Raw genomic sequence first — 22,194 nt, forward strand, 5'->3', positions numbered from 1 at the left:
ATGATTAAATTATCAATTTAGTAATATTAATCCCTACAAAAGCGATCAAATACGCACATAAAGATGTAAATATAAAAAGATACCATACATACTTTTTATTTCCTGCTTCTTTAGCAAAAACTATAGTTGCTGCAAAGCAAGGATTATAAATCATAACAAAAAGTATAAAAGCTACTGCTGTGCTAAAAGGGATGTTTTCTTTTATAGCCTCTTGTAAATTTAAACTTGTCTCATCAACTTCATCGCCTAAAGAATAAAGCACGCCCATAGTAGAAATCATCACTTCTTTAGCCGCTAAACCACTTACCAAAGATACACTAAGTTTCCAATCAAAGCCAAGTGGTGCAAAAATAGGCTCTATTGCTTTGCCAAATTGTCCAAGATAACTATTTTCTATCTGAAGCTCTTGAGTTAAAGCATCTTGAGTATTATTTTCTTGTGCAGGAAAATTACTCGCAAACCAAATAAGCAAAGAAGCTATCAAAATAAATGTTCCTGCTTTTTTTAAATACATTTTGGCTTTGTTAAACACCATAAACCATACCAAATTCCAATTTGGCATTCTATATTTTGGCATTTCCATTACAAAAGGTTCATCTTGTCCTCTAAAAGCGCTCATTCTTAAAATCTTAGCTGCAATCAAACCCAAAAACGCACCCAAAAGATAAATCCCAAAAAGATAATTTCCCGCCACATCAGCAGGAAAAAACACTCCAACAAAAAGCACATATACAGGAAGTCTTGCGCCACAACTCATAAAATTAATAATAAAAAGAGTTAATAGTCTATCTTTTTTATTTTTTAAAGTTCTTGTAGCCATAAATGCAGGTACTGAACAGCCAAAACCCGTGATTAAAGGGATAAAACTTTTACCATGTAAGCCAAATTTGTATAAAATTCCATCTAATAAAAATGCAACCCTAGCCATATATCCAGTTGTTTCAAGCAAGGCTATACCAAAAAATAAAATCATAATATTTGGTAAAAAAGTTATAACCGCACCAACCCCACCTAAAACACCATCAGCTAAGGCTGAAGCGATAAATTCATTGCTAATATTATTTTTTACCATATCACCTAAATTAGCAAAAAACATTTCTATATAATCCATAGGGATTTGACCTAAAGTAAAGGTTAGTTGAAATAAAGCCCACATAAAAAACAAAAATATAGGAATTCCTAAAAATTTATTGATTAAAATAGAGTCTATTTCTTTAGTATGATTTTTATACTTAACACCCTTACTTAAAACTTTAACACATATACCATTTGCAAAAGCAATCAGTTCTTCTTTAAAAATACTTTCCATATCTTTGCTATGATATGCCATATAAATTTTTTCTAAAGCTTCATCAAGTATTTTTCTCAAAGCGTGTGAAATGACTATATTGGCTTCATTTTTAAGTAAAGCAAGCGCCAAATCTTTTGTAGAAAAATCTAAATAAGTAATTTCATTTTGATTTAAAAATTCACTTATTTTTGCAAGTTCTTCTTCTATGATATCACTATAAACACGCTCTTTGGCTTCAAATTTAGCTTCATGGGTTGAAATGATTAAATCCAAAAGTGCATTTAGATTTTCTTTAGTTTTAGCGCACACGCCAAGACAAGGTGTATTTAGAAGTTGAGATAAAATTTTAAAATCTATACTAAAACCTTCATTTTTAGCTTCATCTTGCATATTTAAAGCCATAATCATTTTGATTTTAGCTTCTATTAAAGATGCGCTTAAAATCAAATTACGCTCTAAATTTGTAGAATCAAGCACATTTACTACAAGATCAAAATTACCCTTTTTTAAAAAATCTTTTGTAATTTTTTCTTCTTCGCTATAACCATCTAATGCATAAGTTCCTGGTAAATCTATAAATTTAAACTCATAATTTTTATAAATTAATCTAGCCTCAGCCTTTTCAACCGTAACACCGCTAAAATTTCCAACTTTCATATTAGCTTTGCATAGTGCGTTAATTAATAAACTTTTACCAACATTTGGCTGACCTACTAAAGCAACGATGATTTCTTTCATTAAAACTCTTTTGAAATTTGTATTATTTTTGCTTCACTTGAGCGTAAAATCACGCAAGTTGTATCAAGTTCTACCATAATAGTAGAATTTGCAATAGAAGAGCGAATTTTTTTAACTTTTTTGTTTTTTGCAAAACCAAAACTAAAAAGTCTTGCTTGGAGTTGTTTATCTGCTTCAAAGCCTACTATAAGAGCTTCTTCATTATCTTTTAATGTATCTAAAGTCATGTTTTTCCTTACAAAAACTAAGATAAAACATTATATAAAAAATTAAATTATTTCTTTTTTAAAATAATAAGCAATCTCAAAAAAATGAGATTGCTAGAAATCAAAATCATTTAGATTTTCTAAATTTTGAAGCTTTTTGACTAATTCCTCAGCCTTTTCTAAAGAAAGTGCTATGCTAGCATTAGAAAGAAATTTATCTTTTAATTCATCAAAACTTAAAGGATTATCAAAATTTCCTTTATTTATAAACACATCTTTTTTAATTACTCTTCCATCATTTAAAACAGCTTCTAAATGTCCTGGAAAGTATTTAGGGAAACCGCTAGATTTTTTCTTCTCATAGCTAATTTTTTTAGCAAATTCTATTAGTTCAGCTCTATTTAAATTTTCATAAGATTTTAAAGTAATTTTGCCATCAAAAAATGCCAAGGCCATTAAAAAAGGCATGGAAAATTTGGCCGCATAAGCACTTTGTGGAGTGTATTTTGCTTCTATTGGATCACAAATAAATGAAATTGGCACCTCATCTACAAAGCAATGCAAACTTTTGATATCTTGTGCTTTTAAGCCATCATTTCTTAAACTCATAGCACAATCAATAAGCCCGTGTGCAAAATGACAACTTGGATAAGGTTTTAACGAAACTTGCATTACTTGCCAAATTTCATTCAAACCCTTACAAAGTTCATTTTTATCACATTCATCTTCTAAGCCAAAAGTTCTAAAGACATTATCCCTTCCTTCAAATATACTCAAAGGACCACTCATATTAGCTTTTGCGCAATTTGCTACTAAAATTCCATTTTTCAAAGCATTAGCTATGTGTAAAACTTTAGAATTAGATCCATTAGATAAAAATTCATTTACCCCGCTTGCAAAACTTCCTGCTAAACCTAGTGCATTGATGATTTGTTCTTTGTTTAAATCAAGCAAAACACAACTTGCAGCCACACTACCAAAAATTCCTGCTATAGCTGTAGTATGAAAGCCACATTTGTGGAAACTTCCTTTACTTGCTATACCCACTCTAGCAGCAATTTCCCAACCAACAATAAAGGCTTTTAAAACTTTCTTTCCATCTTTACTTACACTAAATCCATAAGTTAAACAAAGCGGGGTTAAAATAGCACTAGCGTGCAAAATAGCTTCAGTATGAGTATCATCAAAATCAAGGGCATGCGCTGCAATAGCATTTACCATCGCAGCATAAATTACATCAAGCTTTTTATCCCCACTCCAAATTTTTTCACTAGGATTTACGCTTAAAGCTTCAAAAGCCTTAGTTGCATTTAAAACACAAGCTTCATTTTTAGCAGCTAGGGCTGTTCCTAGTGCATCAAGCATAAGCTCTTTTGTTCTTTGTTTTACTTCACTAGGAATAGCTTCATAGTCTAAATTTACGATAAATTCGGCTAGTTTTTCACTTAAATACATTTTTTCCTACTTTAGAATTGGTGCATTAGCGATTTTTTCTAAGAACTCATCAACTAATTTTGGTGCATAACCTACATAAGTTGTAGCATCCATTAAAACATCAATGTCTTTTTCACTTAAAACCTTACTTACACGCTCATCTTCAAGCAAAACAACTTTAAAAGTTTTATGATTTTCTATACCTCTCATAGCATTTTCATAAACAATTTCATGTGCATGTTGCTTACCATAATGATCACTCAAAGCAAACATCACGCGTTCTGCCAATACAAAGCCATTAAGCGTATCAAGATTTTTTAACATTTTGTCTTTTTTAACTTCTAAATCATCAAAGACAAATTTCATGTTTGCTAATACCACTGAAAGCATTAAAAATGCTTCTGGTAAAAGCTTCCATTCCATTTTCCAAACTTGACCATCTCTTTCATGCTCATGTCTTTCTATATCACTTAAAATTGCAATATTAGCTCTTAGGGCATTACTTACAGTCACTGCGTTTTCACTTACTGCGGGATTTCTTTTATGAGGCATAGTAGAACTTCCTACTTGACCTTTTCCAAAAGGCTCAGCAATTTCATCGATTTCATTATGAGCTAAGATTAAAAGTTGATGTGCGATTTTGTTAAAGGTTGCGTTGATATTACCTAAAACATAACCAAGCTCAATAAAACGATCTCTTGCTGGTTGCCATGAGATGTCAGGAACTTCTAAACCTAAGCTTTCTAAAGTAAGTTTTTCTACTTCATTAGCCTTGTCACTTAAGCTTGCTTTAGTTCCCACTGCACCTACGATTAATCCTACATATAATCTTTTTTCAAGTTCGATAATTCTTTCATAGTGACGATTAAGCTCACTTAGCCAAATTGCAACTTTGTGTCCAAAAGTTATAGGTAAAGCTTGTAAAGCTAAGGTTCTTCCCATCATTGCAGTGTTCTTATGCTCTTTTGCGATTTTTGCTAAATTTTTAGCTATATCTTTTAAATCTTGTTTGATTAAAGCCATAGCTTCTTTAAATTGTAAAACTATGCCTGTGTCAATGATATCTTGTGTTGTTACACCAAAATGCACATATTCGCCAAGACCATTTTCACAAGCTTTTTCCAAACCTCTAACAGTAGGCACTAAAGGGTGTTTAGTCTTTTTAAACTCAGCAAAAATAAAATCCATATCCATAAATTTATAATGCGCTTTTTTAGCTATTTCTGTAGCTGCCTCATTAGGGATAATGCCAAGTTTTGCTTGAGCTTTTGCCAAAGCAGCTTCTACATCAAGCCATTTTTGAATTCTATTTTCTTCACTAAAAATAGCTCTCATTGCAGGGGTGCTCCAAGAATCTTGAAGCAACCTCATATCAAATACACTCACACCCATGTTTTATCCTTTAAAATTTATTTTTTCAAATGCTTGTTTTAAATCAGCAATCAAATCCTTACTATCTTCAAGACCTATATGAAATCTTACAAAAGGACCTCTAGTGCTCCAATCTGTTGCCGTTCTTGGCGGAGTAGTAACAGTAGCTAAACTCTCATATCCACCCCAACTTGCACCGATTGAAAAATACTCTAAATTATCTACAAATTTAACGGCTTGTTCTTTAGAAATACCATCTGCAAATTCAATTGTTACCATACCATTAGTGCCTTTATGATCACGCATAAAAACTTCATGGTTTGGATGAGTTTTTAATTTTGGATAAAAAATTGTTTTAACTTCTTTTCTACTTTGTAAAAACTCTACTACCTCATCTGCACTTTTTTCATGAGCCCTCATTCTTACATCTAAAGTTCTCATACCACGAAGCACTAAATAAGCATCATCAGGACTTGTAGTAAATCCTAAAGCTTCTGGCAATTTGTCAAAATTTTTCCATTCTTTTTCATTAATTACCACTATACCCATAGTAACATCTGAATGCCCACTTAAGTACTTAGTCGCTGCAATTACTGAAATATCCACTCCAAGCTCAAGCGGGTTTAAAAAATACCCACTTGAATAAGTATTATCAATCGCTACTGGTATGTTATGTTTGTGCGCAATTTCGCAAAGTTTTGGTAAGTCTATGATTTCATAAAGTATAGAACCTGGACTTTCACAAAGGATTAATTTTGTATTTGGTTTGATTTTTTCCTCTACATCAGAAGCATCAGCTTTTAGAAAGTCAATTTCTACGCCCATTTTAGTTAAAAATAAATCACAAATTGTTCTAACAGGTCCATAAATAGCATCAGTGATTAAAAAATGAGCATCTTTACTAGCATAATTTAAAAGCACCATAGCTAATGCTGCAAGCCCTGTTGGGAAAAGTTGTGCTCTATAACCACCCTCAAGCTCACAAATAAGTTTTTCAAGTTCAAAATTTGTAGCTGTTCCTCTAGCACCATAACTTAAAACACGCTCATTTTTTCTTAGCTCGCGGTATTTTTGCCAAGTAGCATGATCTTTAAAAAGTATGGTTGATGCACGCATTAAGGTTGGATTAACTGATCTTGCTTCAGCGTTTTGATCGCCTCTTCCTAGGTGGATTAATTTAGTTTTATTATTCATTTTAAGTCCTTTTTACAAATAAACATAAGTCATAATCACATTAACAATAGCAGCTACAAGCATAGGAATAGCTGTTCTTTTTACAACTTGCAATGGATTTACTTTAGCCATAGCTGAAATTGCCAAAATAGCTGGTGCAATAGGTGAAACACATCTACCAAAACCTGTCATGATTTGGATAGGTGCTATCATAGTTATAGTTTCAACTCCAAAAGATTTTGCTATATTTGGAATGAGTGGTGCAAAAGAAAAAAATGCTGCATTTCCTGAACCCATTAAAAATGCGCACACAGCAAGTAAAATAGAAACTGCTATGATGATAGCAAGCACTCCAAAACCTGCATCTTTTGCAAAGTCTATTAAAGTATCTACAAAACCAACCGATAAAAGGCCACTTGCAAAAACTTGGCCACAAACGATCAAAGAAACTGTGATTACAAACAAATGCCCCATACCTTTGAAAAATACCATGATAGAATTTAAAGTATCAATTAAACTTTTATAACGAATGATTTCAAAAATAATTGCTATAAAAGTTGAAATCATCATAGCAACTGGCACATTCATCCTAATCGCAGTAGATGAAGCTGCTTTAACTTCTTCCATGGTAGTAAATCCCATTAACACCATTATGCTATCTAAAACACTACTAAAGCCCAAAATTAACACTAAAGGTATAATAGGTAAAATCGCATAAATTCTAGGTGGTTTTTTAAGCTCTTCACTTTTGCCATCATGTTCTGCTAATTCTTTTTCAACATCATCACGGTTAAATGTGAAATTTTCTTTTTTATCAAAATATTTTGAGCAAAAATAAATCGCAATACCCACTGCTATGATAATAGGCACAGTTGTAGGAAGCTGATAATGCACAAAATATACCGCAGGATCAATTTCAGCTGTTTTTGCAGCTAAAATTACATTACCACTTCCTGGGCCATGGTCAATGTATTGACAAATAGCAATAATCGAAAGCGCAGAAAGCTTAGAAACACCTGAACGCACTAAAATAGGGTACATTGTAACCATAAGCAAAAGTGCTAAACCTGCATGTGAAGGTATAAAAAGCACTAAAAACTGGATCACAAAATATGAAACCAACAATAAAACATAAGGTGATTTCACAGCTTTTAAAGGTCTTTCAAATACTTTAAATAAAGCATAACTTGCACCTACATGATCCATATAAGCAGAAAATCCTGCTATGCACATTAAAGTAAGTCCAAGACCTGCTAGAGTACTTGACATTTTAGTATTTACTACTTGAAAAATATCAAAAAGACCTAAATGTAAAGATTGTTTTTCATTAATAATTGGAGAAAGTCCAAAAATTCCTGCTAAAGCTAACAAGAATAAACCACTTAAAAGCAACGCCATGTGGGCGTTGATTTTTTTATAGAGCATAAAAACAAGTAAAAATACAGAACATCCTGCAAAAAATAAACCCAACATGCTCTATCCTTTATGAGCAATAACCTCTATCTCCACTTTTGCTCCTTTAGGAAGATCTTTTACCGCAAAAGCACTTCTTGCAGGATATGGAGCTGCGAAAAATTCAGAATAAACCTCATTGAAAGCCAAAAAATCATCAATATTTGCCAAAAAGCAAGTCGTTTTAACTACATTATTAAAATAAAGATTATTTTCTTCTAATATAGCCTTGATATTTAACAATGATTGTCTTGTTTGTTCTTTTACATCTTCACTTTCTATGTTTCCACTTTGTGGATTAATAGGAAGTTGTCCTGAAATAAATAACAAACCATTAGCTTCTCTATAAGCTGAATATGGTCCTATAGCCTTTGGATAATTTGCCATGTATACTCCTTGTGTTTAAATGAAATCATAATATAATATTATCATCATAATAATAAATTGTCAATATTTTTTTATCATAATAATAATTTTTTTTATTGTTGTAAATATTAACAACTTTGATGAAAATATTTTGTAAAATAACAAAAAACAACAAAAAGGTCTAGATCATGGATGAACAACAAAAAGAATTATTTATCAAACTCACTCAATTTTTAGGGCAAGTTCTTGGAGATCAGTATGAAATAGTTTTTCATGTGATTTCACCTGAGGGTTCATATATAGCAGCCATTGCAAATAATCATATTAGCGGAAGGACAATCAATTCTCCATTAACCTCTTTTGCGAGTGAGCTTGTACAAGAAAAAGAGTATTTAAATAAAGATTTTTTATGTGATTACAAAGCAAAGGTTGGAAAGTCTAAGATCGTTACCGGATCAACCTTTTTTATAAAAAACCAAAATAAAATTGTAGGAATTTTATGTATAAATCACGACACCACAGAACTTAGAAATGCTATTAGTAAAATCATAGAACTAGAAAAAATTAATGATTTTAGTGATTTATTAGATATTCACAATCAAAACAACGTAAATTTACACAATGTGAGTAATATAGAAACACTTAGTCATTCTATAGAAGATATTCTAGCTGAAAACATAGACTTAAAATATTTAAATTCAGGATATAGCTTAAGCACTGAACAAAAAGATGAGATTATTAAAAAGCTTCATTCAAAGGGAATTTTTAATATAAAAGGAAGTATACCTATAGTTGCTAAGTCACTTAATATATCAGAACCTAGCGTCTATAGATATTTGCAAAAATTTAAAAATAGCCTTTAATAGCTAAAAAACTATTTGCGATATAAAATAAGCACTCGCAACAGCACCAATGATTAAAGCAAAACCTGGTCTTAAATAAGAGTGATTGATCACAAATTTTCCTATTTTTGTTGTGCCTGTTCTATCAAAAGCCACACAAGCTATTTGATTAGCTCCTGGAACTATAAAATCTCCACTCACGCAAGGATAAAGCACGATAAGAATTTGAGGAGGAATTCCCAAACTCACACCCAAAGGCATCAAAGCAGCTACTGTTGCAGCTGGAGAAAAAATCACCATAGAAAAGGCAAATAAAGCTACACCAAATAAATACGGATAATCTTCTACAATATGTGATAAAGAATCACTAAATAAAGGCTTGTAAGCTTCAAAAAATGTCCCTGTCATCCAAGCTATACCAAAAACCCCTACAACGCCTATAAGTCCTGATTTAAATACAGAAGCTTCACCAAGTTTATTAGCAGGAACTTTAGCAAAAAGCATAATTAAACAAGCTGTTGCAAGCATGATCATTTGAATTAAATTTGGGGTAGAAAGTCTTTCTATTTTACCATTTGCAAGCTCATAGTGAGGTAACAAATTTGTAAAAGTCCCAAAGAAAATAATGGTTAAAATCCCCAAAGCAAATATTAATAAAGCTCTTTTTACTTTAGGATCTGTTTCTTGTTTATCTTCTTGTTTATCTTGAGTTAAAAACTGATATTCCCCTGCTCTTACTCTTCTTTGAAATTCCTCATCTTGCTCAAGCTCTTTTCCTCTTTTAAAAACGCTCAAACAAGCACATATAACACCAATTAAAAATGCTGGCATTACCACAGCTAATATTTGAACAAGTCCTACACCACTAATGGCTAAAATGGCTACCATACCTGCAGTGGCTGCACTCATAGGAGAAGCTACCACTGCAATACCTGCTGCTATAACTGAAACTGAAAGTGGTCTTTCAGGACGAATTTTAGCTTGAGCAGCTACTTCAGCAATCACTGGATAAATAGAAAAAGCCACATAAGTAGTACCACAAAATATTGTAAATGTGGATGTGATTAATGGGCCCATAAAAACAATAGCTTGAGGTTTTTTCTTTAATGCTTTTTCAGCTATTTTTACTAGCAAATCAAGCCCGCCTGCGCTTTGCAAAACACTCACGCAAGTAATCACAGCAAGTATAATAAACACAACACTCACAGGAAGTGAAGCTGGTTGCATACCAAAAACTAACGCCAAAATACACATACCAAGCCCACCTGCAACCCCAAGTCCTATACCACCATATCTACCACCTATGGCTATCATAGAAAAAATAATAAAAAGTTGAAGTATAAAAATAATATCCATCTAATCTTCGCCCTTATTGTTTATTTTTTACATTTATCCAACAATTCTTTTGCATGTTCAATTTGCTCTAATACAACTTTAGTTCCTGTACCACCATAAGAAAGTCTTGCGTCTATACAAGTTTCTAAAGCAATTGCTTCATAAATATCTTCTTGGATATTTTCATTAAATTGATGGAATTCTTCCATGCTAAGCTCTTCAAGCATTTTTCCGTGTTTAATACAATAATTCACAGCTGAACCTACTATACTATGAGCTTCTCTAAATGGTATATTTTTTCTTACTAAATAATCAGCCATATCTGTGGCATTTGAAAATCCTTTTGCAGCTGCTGCTCTTGTATTATTAGCATTTACTTGCATTTTTTCTATCATAGGAGTTATAATTTTTAAACTTGCCATTAAAGTATCCATAGAATCATAAACTTGAGCCTTATCTTCACTCATATCAGTATTATAAGCTAATGGAATACCTTTCATAATAGTTAGCATTGCCATAACATTACCATACATTCTACCTGTCTTACCACGCATTTTTTCAGCTACATCAGGATTTTTCTTTTGAGGCATTATGCTTGAACCGGTACAAAAATCATCACTTAATTCTATAAATTTAAAATCTTGACTTGAAAAAAGTATAAGCTCTTCACAAAAACGACTAAGGTGCATGAAACACATTGCAGCAATAGCAGTAAATTCAACCATGTGATCTCTATCACTTACACTATCAATGCTATTTTCTGTTGGTTTAGTAAAGCCTAGTTCTTTGGCACAAAAATGTCTGTCTATATTAAATGTAGTTCCACCAAGTGCAGCTGCTCCCAAAGGACACTCATTCATTCTTTTATATAAATCTTCAAAACGAGAATAATCCCTACTTAACATCCAAAAATATGCCATAATCCAATGTGAGAAAAGCACTGGCTGGCCCGTTTGTAAATGTGTATAACCTGGCATAATAGCTTTGATATTTTTTTGAGCTTGATGGATAATTTCTTCTTCTAAAGCAATAATTTGACCTAAAATTTCTTTAATAACTGCTCTCATATGCATTTTTGAATCAAGTGTAGTTTGGTCATTTCTACTTCTTGCAGTATGAAGTTTTCCACCTACTGGACCTACGATTTGTGTCATTCTTTTTTCTACAGCCATATGAATATCCTCATCAGCTATATCAAACACAAAAGTACCATTTTGAATTTCTTCTCTAACTTGTTCTAAGCCCTTAATGATAGTCTTTGCTTCATCGTCTTTTATAATACCTTGTTTTGCAAGCATGGTGCAGTGAATTATACTACCTTGTATATCAAAAGGAGCAAGTCTTGGCTCAACTGGTAGTGAAGCAGTATATTCTTCAACTAATTTATTTGTAGGTAAATCAAAACGCCCACCCCATAATTTTTCTGTTTTGTTAGACATTTGTTATCCTTTCATTAAAAAATTAGGGGTAATTTTATTTGAATTTATTTTAATTTAGCTTAAATTTTTTATTTCTATAATAAAAAATTTTAAAAATTTATAATTTAATAATAGAATTTTTTGATAATTTTAAATAAATAAAATATATTTTTAATATATTATAAATTATTAACTATTTTTTGAAAATTTTTAATACACTAAAAGCTATTTTTTTAAGAAAACTTTTTTTAGAATTCTTTGTTAAAAACTCTACTATATCTCTATGCCCAAACATCAACGCAAAAGTAAAAGGTGTCATACCAATACCATTGTTTTCATCAATATTTGCTCCATGTTCTACCAAAAGCTTACACATAGGTAAATATCCTTTAAAACACACCCCTGCTAATGGAGTTTGCCCTCTATCATTTTTCTCATCTACCCTAGCATTATTTTCTAGTAAAAACTTAGCACATTCATAAGCATTATGATAACTTGCAAGCATTAAAAGACTATCGCCTTTATGATTTTTTAAATTCACACTCAAACCTGCTTCTATCATAATCTTTAAATTTTGTAAATCATTTTGTCTTGCGTAATCAAAAGCCATAGTGCAAAGCTCTTGAATTCTTTTTTCTTCTTCATTACTAAACATATTTTTCCTTTATAATCTTTAGTTTGCCACTTTTAAAGTGGCAAGTAAAAATTACATTTTCAAAGCTTTTTTAACGCCATTTGCATATTCACTTGAAATTTTTTCAAAATGACTTAATGCTCTAGCAATAATTTTTTTATCAACCCCACTCATAGAAGCAGCGATATTTTTAAATAATTGCTCTTTTTGATCTTGATTCATTATATCAAACAAGGCTCTTGGTTGGGTGTAAAAATCATTATCAAGTGGAGCATATCTTTGCGCATTACCTTCAAGTGCTAAGTCAGGTTCTAGGTAATTTTTATCTTCTTTTGGACTATCATCATAACTATTTGGCTCATAATAAGCAAGGCCATTTTTGTAAGTGTCAAAATTCATAGCACCTGCTACATTATAAGTATTTACTTCACTTTTTGCACGATTAACTGGTAATAAATGATAATTTGTCCCTATGCGGTATCTGTGTGCGTCAGGATAAGAAAAAATTCTAGCTTGCAACATTTTATCAGGACTAAAACCAATACCAGGAACAATATTGCTTGGACTAAATGCAGCTTGTTCTACTTCATTAAAGTAATTTTGTACATTTTTATTAAGCACTAATTCGCCTACTTCAATTAAAGGCACAATACTATGTGGCCAAACTTTAGTTAAATCAAAAGGATTAAAACCTAATTTTTCTGCTTCATCTTCTTTTAAAACTTGAATTTGGAAAGTCCATTTTGGAAAATCTCCTTTTTCAATAGCTTCATATAAATCTCTTTGATGACTTTCTCTATCATTTGCTATTAAATTTGCCGCTTCTTCGTTGGTTAAATTTTTAATACCTTGCCTTGTTTTAAAATGAAATTTCACCCAAAATCTTTCGTTTTTATCATTAATCAAACTATAAGTGTGACTTCCAAAACCATGCATATGACGATAGCTTGCAGGAATACCTCTATCACTCATTAAAATAGTAACTTGGTGTAAGCTTTCAGGACAAAGGCTCCAAAAATCCCATGCAGCATTATTGCTTCTTAAATGAGTTCTTGGATCTCTTTTTTGAGTGTGGATAAAATCAGGAAATTTATATGCATCTCTTATAAAAAATGTCGGAGTATTATTACCTACTAAATCCCAATTTCCTTCTTTAGTATAAAATTTAATAGCAAAACCTCTTACATCTCTTTCTGCATCAGCTGCACCTGCTTCGCCTGCAACGGTTGAAAATCTTATAAATAAAGGTGTATTTTCTCCAAGCTGTAAAACTTTTGCCTTGGTATATTGAGAATTATCTTTAGTGATTTTAAGCTCCCCATAAGCACCGCTCCCTTTTGCATGAACAGTTCTTTCTGGAATTCTTTCTCTATTTTGATGGGCAAGTTTTTCTAACAAAATATAATCTTGCATTAAAAGTGGACCCTTAGCGCCTGCGCTTAATGAATTTTGATTATCGGCTATGATATTTCCGAAATCATTGGTTAGTTTTTTCATCTTTTCTCCTTTTTATAAATAATAATTTTTATTATTTGATAAATTATATCCCTATATTATTAAAATAAAATTAAACAATAAAAATTATTATTTTTGAAAAAATAATCTTTTTTTAAGCATAATTATTTTTATTTTGTATTAAAATTGTTGAAAAATAAGAATAAGTGCTCTTATTTTAAATATTTTTACTACAAAATTAATAAAAAAAGGAGAGTTTAATGGATAAAGAAACAAGAACTTACTATATTAAATTAGTGAAATTTCTTGCTGATGCTTTGGGAAGAAATTATGAAATAGTTTTGCATGATGTAAGTGAAGATGGTACTAATATAGCAGAAATAGCTAATAATCATATTAGCAAAAGAACTATAAATTCACCTCTAACAGGCTTTGCTATTGAAATGATTAAAAACAAAATCTATTTAGAGCGTGATTATATAACACATTATAAAACTTCGGCTAAAAGCTCACAAGTAATGTCAGGCTCTACTTTTTTTATTAAAAAAGATGAAAAACTTGAAGGTTTGCTTTGTATTAATCATGATACTTCAGCATTTAAAAAAATCTCTGATGAAATTTTAAATCTTGGAAATATTTATGATAATTCTTATGAAAGTCCTGAACAAGAAAATAAAGAATACATAAAACTTGATTTAGAAGAAATCGTTGAAGATATTACGGGGATAGATATTGAAAGTTTTAAAAATAAAAGTTTAAAACCAAAGGAAAAACAAAAAATGATAGCTAGCTTATATGAAAAAGGCGTATTTAATGTAAAAGGTGTTATTCCTAAAGTTGCGGAGCTTTTAAATATTTCAGAACCTAGTGTTTATAGACATTTACAAAAGATTAAATAATCATAATTTAAAAAAAATATAATTTTTGATACAATAACATTTTAAAATTTTATAAAAGGAAAAATATGGCTGATGATATGATGGATGAACAAGGTGAATCAAAGAAAAAAGGCGGGAATACTTTAGTAATCATTATCGTTGTATTTTTATTTGTATTTTTACTTGTTATTGTAGGAGCAATTGCTTATCTAATGTTTAGTGGCGGCTCTGAAGAAAATCCTACCCCGCAAACTGAAGAAAGCGCACAAGTTGCACAAGCTCCTAAAAAAACAAATGCAGTAGCAGCTAGAGGGAGTGATTATGCAAATATTGGCGTGATGTATCCTTTAGCACCTTTTACGCTAAATTTATTAAGTGATGGTGGATCAAGATATGTAAAATGCACCATTCAACTTGAACAAAATGTTGAAACATTAACTCCTGAACTTGATAAAAAAGTTGCTATTATTAGAGATATTATCATTAGAACTTTAACATCAAAAACCTTTGAAGAAGTAAGCACTACAAAGGGTAAAGAAAGATTAAAAGATGAATTAACCGGTAAGATCAATGAAGTTTTAACTGATGGTTTTATCAAAAATATTTATTTTACCGACTTTGTAGTATCTTAATGATAGGCTGTGACATAGTCGTATGCTCTCGCATAGAAAAAATTTATGAAAGACATAAAACACTTTTCTTGGATAAATTTTTGTCCAAGAAAGAGCAAAGTTATATAAAAAATACCAACACTCTAGCCGGATTTTGGGCTATTAAAGAAGCTGCCTCTAAGGCTTTGGGGGTTGGAATTTCTAAAGAATGTTCTTTTTTTGACATCATCATCTCTAAAGATGACAAAAATGCTCCACACATTAGTTTTTCTCAAAAAGTCATGCAAGAGTTCAAAATTAAATCAGCAAGTGTAAGCGTAGCGCATGATGGGGGTTTTGCTATAGCAATAGTAGCTATAGAAACTAAGCAAGGTTAAAACCTTGCTTACATATAAAGCCCGCCATTGACTTTTAAAATTTCTCCTGTGATATAAGAAGAATGATCACTTAATAAAAACGCCACAGCTTGAGCTACTTCGCTTGCATCTGCAAAACGCTTCAAAGGGATATTATTAATATAATTTTGTTTTATTTCATCACTTAAAACTTCAGTCATATCACTTTTTATAAAACCCGGGGTAATGCAGTTATATCTTATATTTCTTGCTGCACCTTCTTTAGCAAAAGATTTTGTTAGAGCTATCATACCGCCTTTACTAGCACTATAATTAGTTTGGCCTGCATTTCCCATTTCTCCAACTATAGAAGCAATATTTACAACCGCACCAAAACGCTTTTTACTCATAGTTTTTAATGCCTCTCTACAACCTAAAAAACTTGAATTTAAATTAGCATTAATCACTGAAGAAAAATCATCCATACTCATTCTAAGTGCTAATTTATCATTAGTAATACCTGCATTATTAACTAAATAACTAAGCTCACCATCACTTTCTACTATAGTTGCAATAGCGCTTGTAAATTCTTCTTCAACACTTGCATCAAATTTAATCACAGCCGCACAACCACCACTTTTTTCTATCTCTTCTTTTAGTGCATCAGCAAGTTCAGGCTTACTTCTATAATTAATCCAAACTTTTAAACCATAACTTGCTAATTCTTTGGCTATTGCTGCACCTATACCTTTACTTGCACCTGTTATTAAAACATTTTTTCCACTAAATTTCATTGTTCTCCTTTAAATTAAAATAAAGCCTCATCCATTTCTTTTGGGATAGGTAAGTTTAAAATTTTAAGCACGCTTGGTGCTATATTACTAAGCCCCATGCCTTCTTTGAGCTTATCTACTCCTTTAGCTTCGACAAAAGCAAAAACATCAAAAGTTGTGTGATTAGTGAGCATATTTTCTTTTTCATCCCTCATCGCTTCACAGTTTCCATGATCTGAAGTAATAATAAAAGCATAATCATGCTCTCTTGCTTTAGCAATAACCCTACCTAAACACTCATCTACACATTCAACCGCACTAATCGCAGCTTCAAAATCACCCGTATGTCCTACCATATCACCATTTGCAAAATTTACTACGATAAAATCCATACCACTTTCTATACCCTTAAGCACCTCATCTGTGACTTCTTTAGCACTCATTTGAGGTTTTTCATCGTATGTTTTTACTTTAGGACTTGGAATTAAAATTCTTGTTTCATTGCATTCTAATTCTTCTTTTCCCCCATTAAAGAAAAAGGTTACATGAGCATATTTTTCTGTTTCAGCTGTGTGAAGTTGGCTTAAATTTGCATTAGCTATCACAGAAGCTAAAGTATTATTTAACTCTTCTTTTTCAAACATCACAGGTAGTTTAAAACTCTCATCATACAAACTCATAGTAATGGCATTTTTTATAAGCACTTCTTTTGGAAATTCATTAAAACTTTCTTGGGTTAAAGAAGCGACTAATTGACGCATTCTATCATTTCTAAAATTGATAAAAATCACACCATCTTCAGCCTTAATTCCATCAAAGCTTTGACTAATAACTGGGGTTAAAAACTCATCCGTGATATTTTCATCATAGTTTTTTTGTATAAATTGCATAAAATCATCACACTTTGGTGCCTTAGCAAATAAAGTATCATAATAAGACTTAACCCTATCATAGCGCTTATCTCTATCCATAGCATAAAATCTTCCCGATAAAGAAGCAAAATTAACCCCTTCTTTTTCGCAAAATTCCTGTAAAGATTTTATAAATTCTAAACCTGAATTTGGAGGACAATCTCTACCATCACTAATTGCATGCGCAAAAACTTCTTTATTTTCTTGCCTACAAATTTTTAAAAGTGCATTAAAATGTGTATGCATAGAATGCACCCCGCCATCACTATAAAGCCCTATAATATGCACTCTTTTGCATTTTTGCAATAATTCTTTTAAAGCCTTATTGTCTTTTAAAGTGTCATTTTCTATGGCTTTATTTATCTTGACTAAATTTTGATAGATTATGCGTCCACTACCTATACACATATGCCCTACTTCGCTATTACCCATTTGACCTTCAGGTAGGCCAACTGCCAAGCCACTTGTTTTTATCAAAACATTAGGGGTATTTTCAAAAAGCTTATCATAAGTTGGCTTTTTAGCATGAAAAAAAGCATTATAGTTTGAATTTGTATTATGTCCTATACCATCTGTGATTATCAAAATACATTTTTGACTCATTTTTTACTCTTTTTTATAATTTATTTATGTGATTTTACTAAAATTATGCTTTTAAAAAACAAATATAAGGTTAAAATTTTGCTTTATCTTACAGAATATACAAATTATATGTTTTTTTCTTATATTAGCGTGCGTGCTGGTTTTGCATTTTTTATTGCTTTATTTTTGAGTTTGTATTTAATGCCAAAATTTATCAAATGGGCTCAAAATAAAAAAGCAAATCAACCTATTTATGAATACGCTCCACAATCACACCAAGCTAAATCTCATACCCCTACTATGGGTGGCCTTGTTTTTATCTTTGCTACTATCATAGCAAGTGTTTTAAGTGCTGATTTAAATAATAGTTTTGTAATCGTTGGATTATTATGTTTAGTATTATTTTGCACTATAGGCTTAGTTGATGATTTGGGGAAAATTTTAAAAAAAGACAATCACGCAGGATTAAGCCCAAAAATGAAACTACTAGGGCAATTTAGCGCTGCTTTTATTTGTGTTGGATTATTATATTTATTTGATATAAATACTGAATTTTATTTACCTTTTTACAAACATGCTATTTTTGATGGCGGTATGTTTATGTTGTTTTTATGGATTTTAGTTATTATATCAAGCTCCAATGCTGTAAATTTAACCGATGGGCTTGATGGTCTTGCAACCGTGCCTTCTATATTTTCTCTTTTAAGCCTTGGTGCTTTTTTGTATTTAAGTGGAAATGCTATTTATAGTTCTTATTTATTTTTACCTAAAATTCAAGGACTAGGAGAACTTGTGGTGCTAAGCTCAGCTTTAGTTGGCGCGCTTATGGGATTTTTGTGGTATAACTGCTATCCTGCACAAGTTTTTATGGGAGATAGTGGGAGTTTAAGCATAGGAGCGTTTTTAGGCTATCTTGGTATAGTAAGTAAAAATGAAATTTTGCTTTTGCTTATAGGCTTTGTATTTGTTTTAGAAACTATTTCAGTGATTTTACAAGTAGGAAGTTTTAAAATCTTTAACAAAAGAGTATTTAAAATGGCACCTATTCATCATCATTTTGAAAAAATAGGTTGGGTGGAAAATAAAATCATTGTGCGTTTTTGGATGATAGCCTTACTTGCAAATATCATTGCATTAATTAGTATAAAGTTAAGATAATGAAAATTTCACTTTTTGGATACGGAAAAACAACTAAAGCTTTTGCACATCGTTTTGGAAATTGCGATATTTATGATGATCATTTTGCAAGTATAAGTAAAGATGAATTTAACAATACACTTTTACCGCCTTGTGAATTTGATCCTTTAAAAAGTGACTTAGAAATTCCAAGTCCTGGCTTTCCAAATGATCATTTTCTCATACAGCAAGCAAAAAATTTAAGTAGTGAGTATGATTTTTTTTATGATGGCATGCCAAAAAGTGTTTGGATAAGCGGAACAAATGGCAAAACCACCACCACCCAAATGACACATCATCTTTTAAAACACATCAATGCGCAAATGGGAGCAAACATAGGAACTCCTTTAGCACAAATGGATATTAGTGCTAAATTATGGATTTTGGAAAGTTCATCTTTTTCGCTTTTTTACACCAAAGTAGCTAAACCTGAAATTTATGCACTTTTACCTATCACGCCTGATCATCTTTCTTGGCATAAAAGCTTTGAAAATTATGAGCAAGCAAAGCTTAGCGTGCTTGAAAGAATGAATGAAAATGATGTGGTAATTTTACCTAAAAAGTATGAGGCTTATCCAACCCATGCTTATGTTATAAGCTATGAAGATGAGCAAGATTTAGCTAAAAAAATGCAAATTGATTTAGAAAAAATTCATTTTAAAACCCCTTTTTTGCTTGATGCTCTTATTGCCTTAAGTATAGAAAAAATCATACTAGATCGTTGCTCTTATGAGCTTTTAAATGAGTTTAAAATAGAAAAAAATAAACTTGAAGAAATATTTGATCATAAAAATAGACTTTGGGTAAATGATACTAAAGCGACTAATCTTGATGCTAGTTTAGCTGCTCTTAAACGCTATAAGGATAAAAAAATTCATCTTATCATAGGTGGGGATGATAAGGGAGTGAATTTAAGTACTTTATTTGCTTTTATGAAAGAGCTTGATATAGAGCTTTATGCCATAGGAAAAAGCACCAATAAAATACTTGATTATGCTAAAAATGCTAATTTAAAAGCATATTTTTGTGAGTTTTTACCTAAAGCGGTAGAAAAAATCAACCAAAACTTAACTAATGATGAAGTAGCCCTACTAAGCCCTGCTTGTGCAAGCTTAGATCAGTTTAAATCTTATGAAGAAAGAGGAGAACTTTTTAAAAAATGTATTCAAGAATTAAGCTAAATCTTTTTGAATGCAAAATTTTAAAAACTCACATAAATTTATAAATTTATTGCTTGGTTCTTTATTTTTATGATAAATCAAGCAAAGCTCTCTTGAAATTTTAAAATTTTTTAATCTTACTTCAAATAAACTTTTAGCTTCAAGCTCTTCTTTAACACTAAATTTAGGTAAAACTGCTAAAAATTTACCTTTTTTAGCCAACTCTTTTATCATAGCAGTTGAGTTTAACTCATAAACCAAATTAAGCTTTACATCTTTAGGCAAAGCATTTAAAAACACTTCTTTTGCACCTGAACCTTGCTCACGACTTAGCCATTTAAAATCCTTTAATTCATCTATGAAAAATTCTTTTTTGAAGTCATTTTTACTCACCACAATAAGCTCATCATCACAAATTTTAATCTTTTTTATATCCTTATCTTTGCAAATACCTTCAATTAAACCTATATCGATTTCTTTATCTAAAATATCTTTGATGATATTTTGACTATTATCCAAAGACAAATTTAACTTGATATTTTCCGCCTTTTGATCTAAAAAAGTTCCTAGTAAATAAGTGCCTACATTTTGACTAACTTTCATACTTATTTCATAGCTTTGATCATCTTGCATTGCTTTTTCTATGCGTTCAAATTCTAAAATCAAAGGAGTAATTTGTTTTAAAAAAACCTTTCCTTTTTCATTTAAGCTTAAAAATTTAGCATTTCTATCAAAAAGCTTGGTGTTTAAACTTTTTTCAAGTTCAAATATAGCTAAAGACAAAGCAGATTGAGTTATATTTAATTCTTTAGCACAAACTCTTAAATTTAAATTTCTACACAAGGCTTGAAAATATTTTATTTGTTTAAAAGTCATAAGCACTCTTTTGATAAATATTTTTAATCATTATATCAAATAAAATTAATTTTACTTATCATAAAAAAATCATTAAGATTACAAAAAACAAAAAAAGGAAAAATTCATGCATAAAAATATATATAAAAATAGAAAATTTGAAGCTTTTTTACTACTTTTTACTCTTGCTTTTTGTGCTTTTGCTATTTCTGAGCTTAATTTTTTTAAAAATCTTGGAATTTCAGCTTTAATCATAGCCGTGATTTTGGGAGCTTTAATAGGAAATTTAGCACATCAAAATGCAAATTTACTTAAAAAATCAGGAGTTTTAAGCATAGCAACAAAAGAAATTTTAAGACTTGGAATTATACTTTATGGTTTTAGAATTACTTTTAATGATTTAGAAAAAGTTGGATTAAATGGGATTTTGCTAGCATTTTTAGTGGTATTTTCTACCTTTTTTATAGGGCTTTTGTTAGGAAAATTATTCAAACTTGATCTTAAAGAAAGCATACTTATAAGTAGTGGCTCAAGCATTTGTGGAGCAGCTGCTGTGATGGCTAGTGAAAGCATTGTTAAAGGTGGCTCTGCTAAAGTTGGCGTAGCAGTTTGCACTGTGGTGGTTTTTGGAACTTTAGGGATGTTTTTATATCCTTTGGCTTGGAATTTAGGTTGGTTTGATTTTTTTAATTTAAAGCAAATGGGGTATTTCATGGGAGCAAGCTTACATGAAGTTGCACATGCTGTTGCAGCAGGTGAAGCTGTACAAGCAGGAGATGGTGCTGTCATAGAAAAAATGTTGCGTGTTTTAATGCTAGTACCTTTTTTGATTTTCTTAAGTCTTTTTTCATTGAAATTTCTAAGTAAAAATAATGAAAAAATCTCCATTAAAGCAAATATTCCTTATTTTGCCTTATGGTTTTTATTTGCATGTGGTATTAGCTCACTTGAAATATTAAATACCAATTTTGCGCTTAACTATATAAAACCAAGCATACAAACTATAGACACACTTTTGCTTTCTATGGCTATGGTAGCTTTAGGAGTAAATATCCATAAAAATGTTTTAAAAAATGCAGGTTTTAAACCATTTTTAATAGCATTTTTTCTTTTTATATGGTTAATCTTTATATCAATTAGTTTTATTTTATTATTAAATTTATAAATACATGAAAATTCTTCATGTATTTATTTTATA

Annotated in this window: 21 protein-coding genes; 7 read left to right on the forward strand and 14 right to left on the reverse strand. The window is 30.8% G+C overall.

Annotation, left to right across the window (positions count from 1 at the left end; translation table 11 throughout):
• Positions 1 to 4 precede the first annotated feature (4 nt).
• The 7 genes from feoB to L8X28_RS05605 form a co-directional block, all read right to left on the reverse strand.
• Entirely contained in the window at positions 5 to 2,029 is a 2,025-nt protein-coding gene (gene feoB, locus L8X28_RS05575) for a ferrous iron transport protein B (RefSeq protein ID WP_263665763.1), read from the reverse strand.
• Positions 2,029 to 2,256, reverse strand: coding sequence for a FeoA family protein (locus tag L8X28_RS05580; protein ID WP_039617512.1), 228 nt, complete (start codon positions 2,254 to 2,256; stop codon positions 2,029 to 2,031). Before L8X28_RS05580 ends, feoB begins: the two co-directional genes overlap by 1 nt.
• 93 nt (positions 2,257 to 2,349) lie before the next feature.
• Complete coding sequence (locus L8X28_RS05585; protein ID WP_263665764.1) at positions 2,350 to 3,690, reverse strand: MmgE/PrpD family protein; 1,341 nt, start codon at positions 3,688 to 3,690, stop codon at positions 2,350 to 2,352.
• A 6-nt stretch (positions 3,691 to 3,696) separates the two neighbouring features.
• Positions 3,697 to 5,061, reverse strand: coding sequence for an adenylosuccinate lyase (gene purB, locus L8X28_RS05590; RefSeq protein ID WP_220566812.1), 1,365 nt, complete (start codon positions 5,059 to 5,061; stop codon positions 3,697 to 3,699).
• A 3-nt stretch (positions 5,062 to 5,064) separates the two neighbouring features.
• Complete coding sequence (metC, locus tag L8X28_RS05595; RefSeq protein WP_263665765.1) at positions 5,065 to 6,234, reverse strand: cystathionine beta-lyase; 1,170 nt, start codon at positions 6,232 to 6,234, stop codon at positions 5,065 to 5,067.
• Between the two features lie 12 nt (positions 6,235 to 6,246).
• Positions 6,247 to 7,686 carry a C4-dicarboxylate transporter DcuC gene (gene dcuC / locus L8X28_RS05600; protein ID WP_220566810.1) on the reverse strand — a complete coding sequence of 480 codons (1,440 nt, stop codon included), beginning with the start codon at positions 7,684 to 7,686 and terminating at the stop codon, positions 6,247 to 6,249.
• Positions 7,687 to 7,689: 3 nt separating this feature from the next.
• Positions 7,690 to 8,052 (reverse strand): Rid family detoxifying hydrolase, encoded by a 363-nt coding sequence (locus L8X28_RS05605; RefSeq protein WP_044598311.1) that lies wholly within the window; start codon positions 8,050 to 8,052, stop codon positions 7,690 to 7,692.
• Positions 8,053 to 8,219: 167 nt separating this feature from the next.
• Here L8X28_RS05605 and L8X28_RS05610 point away from each other — a divergent pair, with 167 nt between their 5' ends.
• Positions 8,220 to 8,894: a transcriptional regulator gene (locus L8X28_RS05610; protein WP_133319588.1), complete on the forward strand. Its 675-nt coding sequence runs from the start codon at positions 8,220 to 8,222 to the stop codon at positions 8,892 to 8,894.
• A gap of 3 nt (positions 8,895 to 8,897) precedes the next feature.
• Here L8X28_RS05610 and L8X28_RS05615 read toward each other — a convergent pair whose 3' ends face one another.
• The 4 genes from L8X28_RS05615 to L8X28_RS05630 all read right to left on the reverse strand — a co-directional run bounded on the left by L8X28_RS05615 (position 8,898) and on the right by L8X28_RS05630 (position 13,757).
• Positions 8,898 to 10,229, reverse strand: coding sequence for an anaerobic C4-dicarboxylate transporter family protein (locus L8X28_RS05615; protein ID WP_263665766.1), 1,332 nt, complete (start codon positions 10,227 to 10,229; stop codon positions 8,898 to 8,900).
• A gap of 20 nt (positions 10,230 to 10,249) precedes the next feature.
• The gene (gene argH / locus L8X28_RS05620; RefSeq protein ID WP_263665767.1) at positions 10,250 to 11,647 is read right to left on the reverse strand and encodes an argininosuccinate lyase; all 1,398 of its coding nucleotides are present in this window, start codon (positions 11,645 to 11,647) and stop codon (positions 10,250 to 10,252) included.
• A 172-nt stretch (positions 11,648 to 11,819) separates the two neighbouring features.
• The gene (locus L8X28_RS05625; RefSeq protein WP_263665768.1) at positions 11,820 to 12,281 is read right to left on the reverse strand and encodes an ankyrin repeat domain-containing protein; all 462 of its coding nucleotides are present in this window, start codon (positions 12,279 to 12,281) and stop codon (positions 11,820 to 11,822) included.
• A gap of 51 nt (positions 12,282 to 12,332) precedes the next feature.
• Positions 12,333 to 13,757, reverse strand: coding sequence for a catalase (locus L8X28_RS05630; protein ID WP_263665769.1), 1,425 nt, complete (start codon positions 13,755 to 13,757; stop codon positions 12,333 to 12,335).
• A 218-nt stretch (positions 13,758 to 13,975) separates the two neighbouring features.
• Here L8X28_RS05630 and L8X28_RS05635 point away from each other — a divergent pair, with 218 nt between their 5' ends.
• The 3 genes from L8X28_RS05635 to acpS all read left to right on the forward strand — a co-directional run bounded on the left by L8X28_RS05635 (position 13,976) and on the right by acpS (position 15,581).
• Positions 13,976 to 14,614 carry a transcriptional regulator gene (locus L8X28_RS05635; protein WP_220566805.1) on the forward strand — a complete coding sequence of 213 codons (639 nt, stop codon included), beginning with the start codon at positions 13,976 to 13,978 and terminating at the stop codon, positions 14,612 to 14,614.
• Positions 14,615 to 14,679: 65 nt separating this feature from the next.
• Positions 14,680 to 15,225 (forward strand): flagellar basal body-associated protein FliL, encoded by a 546-nt coding sequence (gene fliL, locus L8X28_RS05640; protein WP_133319594.1) that lies wholly within the window; start codon positions 14,680 to 14,682, stop codon positions 15,223 to 15,225.
• The gene (acpS, locus tag L8X28_RS05645) at positions 15,225 to 15,581 is read left to right on the forward strand and encodes a holo-ACP synthase (protein WP_263665770.1); all 357 of its coding nucleotides are present in this window, start codon (positions 15,225 to 15,227) and stop codon (positions 15,579 to 15,581) included. The genes fliL and acpS overlap by 1 nt, the downstream gene beginning before the upstream one ends.
• A gap of 8 nt (positions 15,582 to 15,589) precedes the next feature.
• Here acpS and fabG read toward each other — a convergent pair whose 3' ends face one another.
• Positions 15,590 to 16,333: a 3-oxoacyl-ACP reductase FabG gene (gene fabG / locus L8X28_RS05650; RefSeq protein WP_220566803.1), complete on the reverse strand. Its 744-nt coding sequence runs from the start codon at positions 16,331 to 16,333 to the stop codon at positions 15,590 to 15,592.
• A 14-nt stretch (positions 16,334 to 16,347) separates the two neighbouring features.
• Complete coding sequence (gene gpmI / locus L8X28_RS05655) at positions 16,348 to 17,826, reverse strand: 2,3-bisphosphoglycerate-independent phosphoglycerate mutase (RefSeq protein WP_263665771.1); 1,479 nt, start codon at positions 17,824 to 17,826, stop codon at positions 16,348 to 16,350.
• A gap of 78 nt (positions 17,827 to 17,904) precedes the next feature.
• Between gpmI and mraY the strand changes: the two genes are divergently transcribed.
• Positions 17,905 to 18,963 (forward strand): phospho-N-acetylmuramoyl-pentapeptide-transferase, encoded by a 1,059-nt coding sequence (gene mraY, locus L8X28_RS05660; protein ID WP_263665772.1) that lies wholly within the window; start codon positions 17,905 to 17,907, stop codon positions 18,961 to 18,963.
• The gene (gene murD, locus L8X28_RS05665; RefSeq protein WP_263665773.1) at positions 18,963 to 20,162 is read left to right on the forward strand and encodes a UDP-N-acetylmuramoyl-L-alanine--D-glutamate ligase; all 1,200 of its coding nucleotides are present in this window, start codon (positions 18,963 to 18,965) and stop codon (positions 20,160 to 20,162) included. The genes mraY and murD overlap by 1 nt, the downstream gene beginning before the upstream one ends.
• Here murD and L8X28_RS05670 read toward each other — a convergent pair.
• The gene (locus L8X28_RS05670) at positions 20,154 to 21,017 is read right to left on the reverse strand and encodes a LysR family transcriptional regulator (RefSeq protein ID WP_263665774.1); all 864 of its coding nucleotides are present in this window, start codon (positions 21,015 to 21,017) and stop codon (positions 20,154 to 20,156) included. The two genes, murD and L8X28_RS05670, sit on opposite strands and share 9 nt — an antisense overlap.
• A 106-nt stretch (positions 21,018 to 21,123) precedes the next feature.
• Between L8X28_RS05670 and L8X28_RS05675 the strand changes: the two genes are divergently transcribed.
• Positions 21,124 to 22,161 (forward strand): YeiH family protein, encoded by a 1,038-nt coding sequence (locus L8X28_RS05675; RefSeq protein ID WP_263665775.1) that lies wholly within the window; start codon positions 21,124 to 21,126, stop codon positions 22,159 to 22,161.
• Positions 22,162 to 22,194: the final 33 nt, after the last annotated feature.

The sequence above is a fragment of the Campylobacter sp. CNRCH_2016_0050h genome (genome assembly GCF_025772605.1).
GTDB lineage: Bacteria > Campylobacterota > Campylobacteria > Campylobacterales > Campylobacteraceae > Campylobacter_D > Campylobacter_D lari_D.

Excerpts from the sequence above, each read along its gene's own strand:
- feoB (WP_263665763.1), bottom strand. The coding sequence starts at position 2,029 with ATGAAAGAAATCATCGTTGCTTTAGTAGGTCAGCCAAATGTTGGTAAA.
- L8X28_RS05580 (WP_039617512.1), bottom strand. The coding sequence starts at position 2,256 with ATGACTTTAGATACATTAAAAGATAATGAAGAAGCTCTTATAGTAGGC.
- L8X28_RS05585 (WP_263665764.1), bottom strand. The coding sequence starts at position 3,690 with ATGTATTTAAGTGAAAAACTAGCCGAATTTATCGTAAATTTAGACTAT.
- purB (WP_220566812.1), bottom strand. The coding sequence starts at position 5,061 with ATGGGTGTGAGTGTATTTGATATGAGGTTGCTTCAAGATTCTTGGAGC.
- metC (WP_263665765.1), bottom strand. The coding sequence starts at position 6,234 with ATGAATAATAAAACTAAATTAATCCACCTAGGAAGAGGCGATCAAAAC.
- dcuC (WP_220566810.1), bottom strand. The coding sequence starts at position 7,686 with ATGTTGGGTTTATTTTTTGCAGGATGTTCTGTATTTTTACTTGTTTTT.
- L8X28_RS05605 (WP_044598311.1), bottom strand. The coding sequence starts at position 8,052 with ATGGCAAATTATCCAAAGGCTATAGGACCATATTCAGCTTATAGAGAA.
- L8X28_RS05610 (WP_133319588.1), top strand. The coding sequence starts at position 8,220 with ATGGATGAACAACAAAAAGAATTATTTATCAAACTCACTCAATTTTTA.
- L8X28_RS05615 (WP_263665766.1), bottom strand. The coding sequence starts at position 10,229 with ATGGATATTATTTTTATACTTCAACTTTTTATTATTTTTTCTATGATA.
- argH (WP_263665767.1), bottom strand. The coding sequence starts at position 11,647 with ATGTCTAACAAAACAGAAAAATTATGGGGTGGGCGTTTTGATTTACCT.
- L8X28_RS05625 (WP_263665768.1), bottom strand. The coding sequence starts at position 12,281 with ATGTTTAGTAATGAAGAAGAAAAAAGAATTCAAGAGCTTTGCACTATG.
- L8X28_RS05630 (WP_263665769.1), bottom strand. The coding sequence starts at position 13,757 with ATGAAAAAACTAACCAATGATTTCGGAAATATCATAGCCGATAATCAA.
- L8X28_RS05635 (WP_220566805.1), top strand. The coding sequence starts at position 13,976 with ATGGATAAAGAAACAAGAACTTACTATATTAAATTAGTGAAATTTCTT.
- fliL (WP_133319594.1), top strand. The coding sequence starts at position 14,680 with ATGGCTGATGATATGATGGATGAACAAGGTGAATCAAAGAAAAAAGGC.
- acpS (WP_263665770.1), top strand. The coding sequence starts at position 15,225 with ATGATAGGCTGTGACATAGTCGTATGCTCTCGCATAGAAAAAATTTAT.
- fabG (WP_220566803.1), bottom strand. The coding sequence starts at position 16,333 with ATGAAATTTAGTGGAAAAAATGTTTTAATAACAGGTGCAAGTAAAGGT.
- gpmI (WP_263665771.1), bottom strand. The coding sequence starts at position 17,826 with ATGAGTCAAAAATGTATTTTGATAATCACAGATGGTATAGGACATAAT.
- murD (WP_263665773.1), top strand. The coding sequence starts at position 18,963 with ATGAAAATTTCACTTTTTGGATACGGAAAAACAACTAAAGCTTTTGCA.
- L8X28_RS05670 (WP_263665774.1), bottom strand. The coding sequence starts at position 21,017 with ATGACTTTTAAACAAATAAAATATTTTCAAGCCTTGTGTAGAAATTTA.
- L8X28_RS05675 (WP_263665775.1), top strand. The coding sequence starts at position 21,124 with ATGCATAAAAATATATATAAAAATAGAAAATTTGAAGCTTTTTTACTA.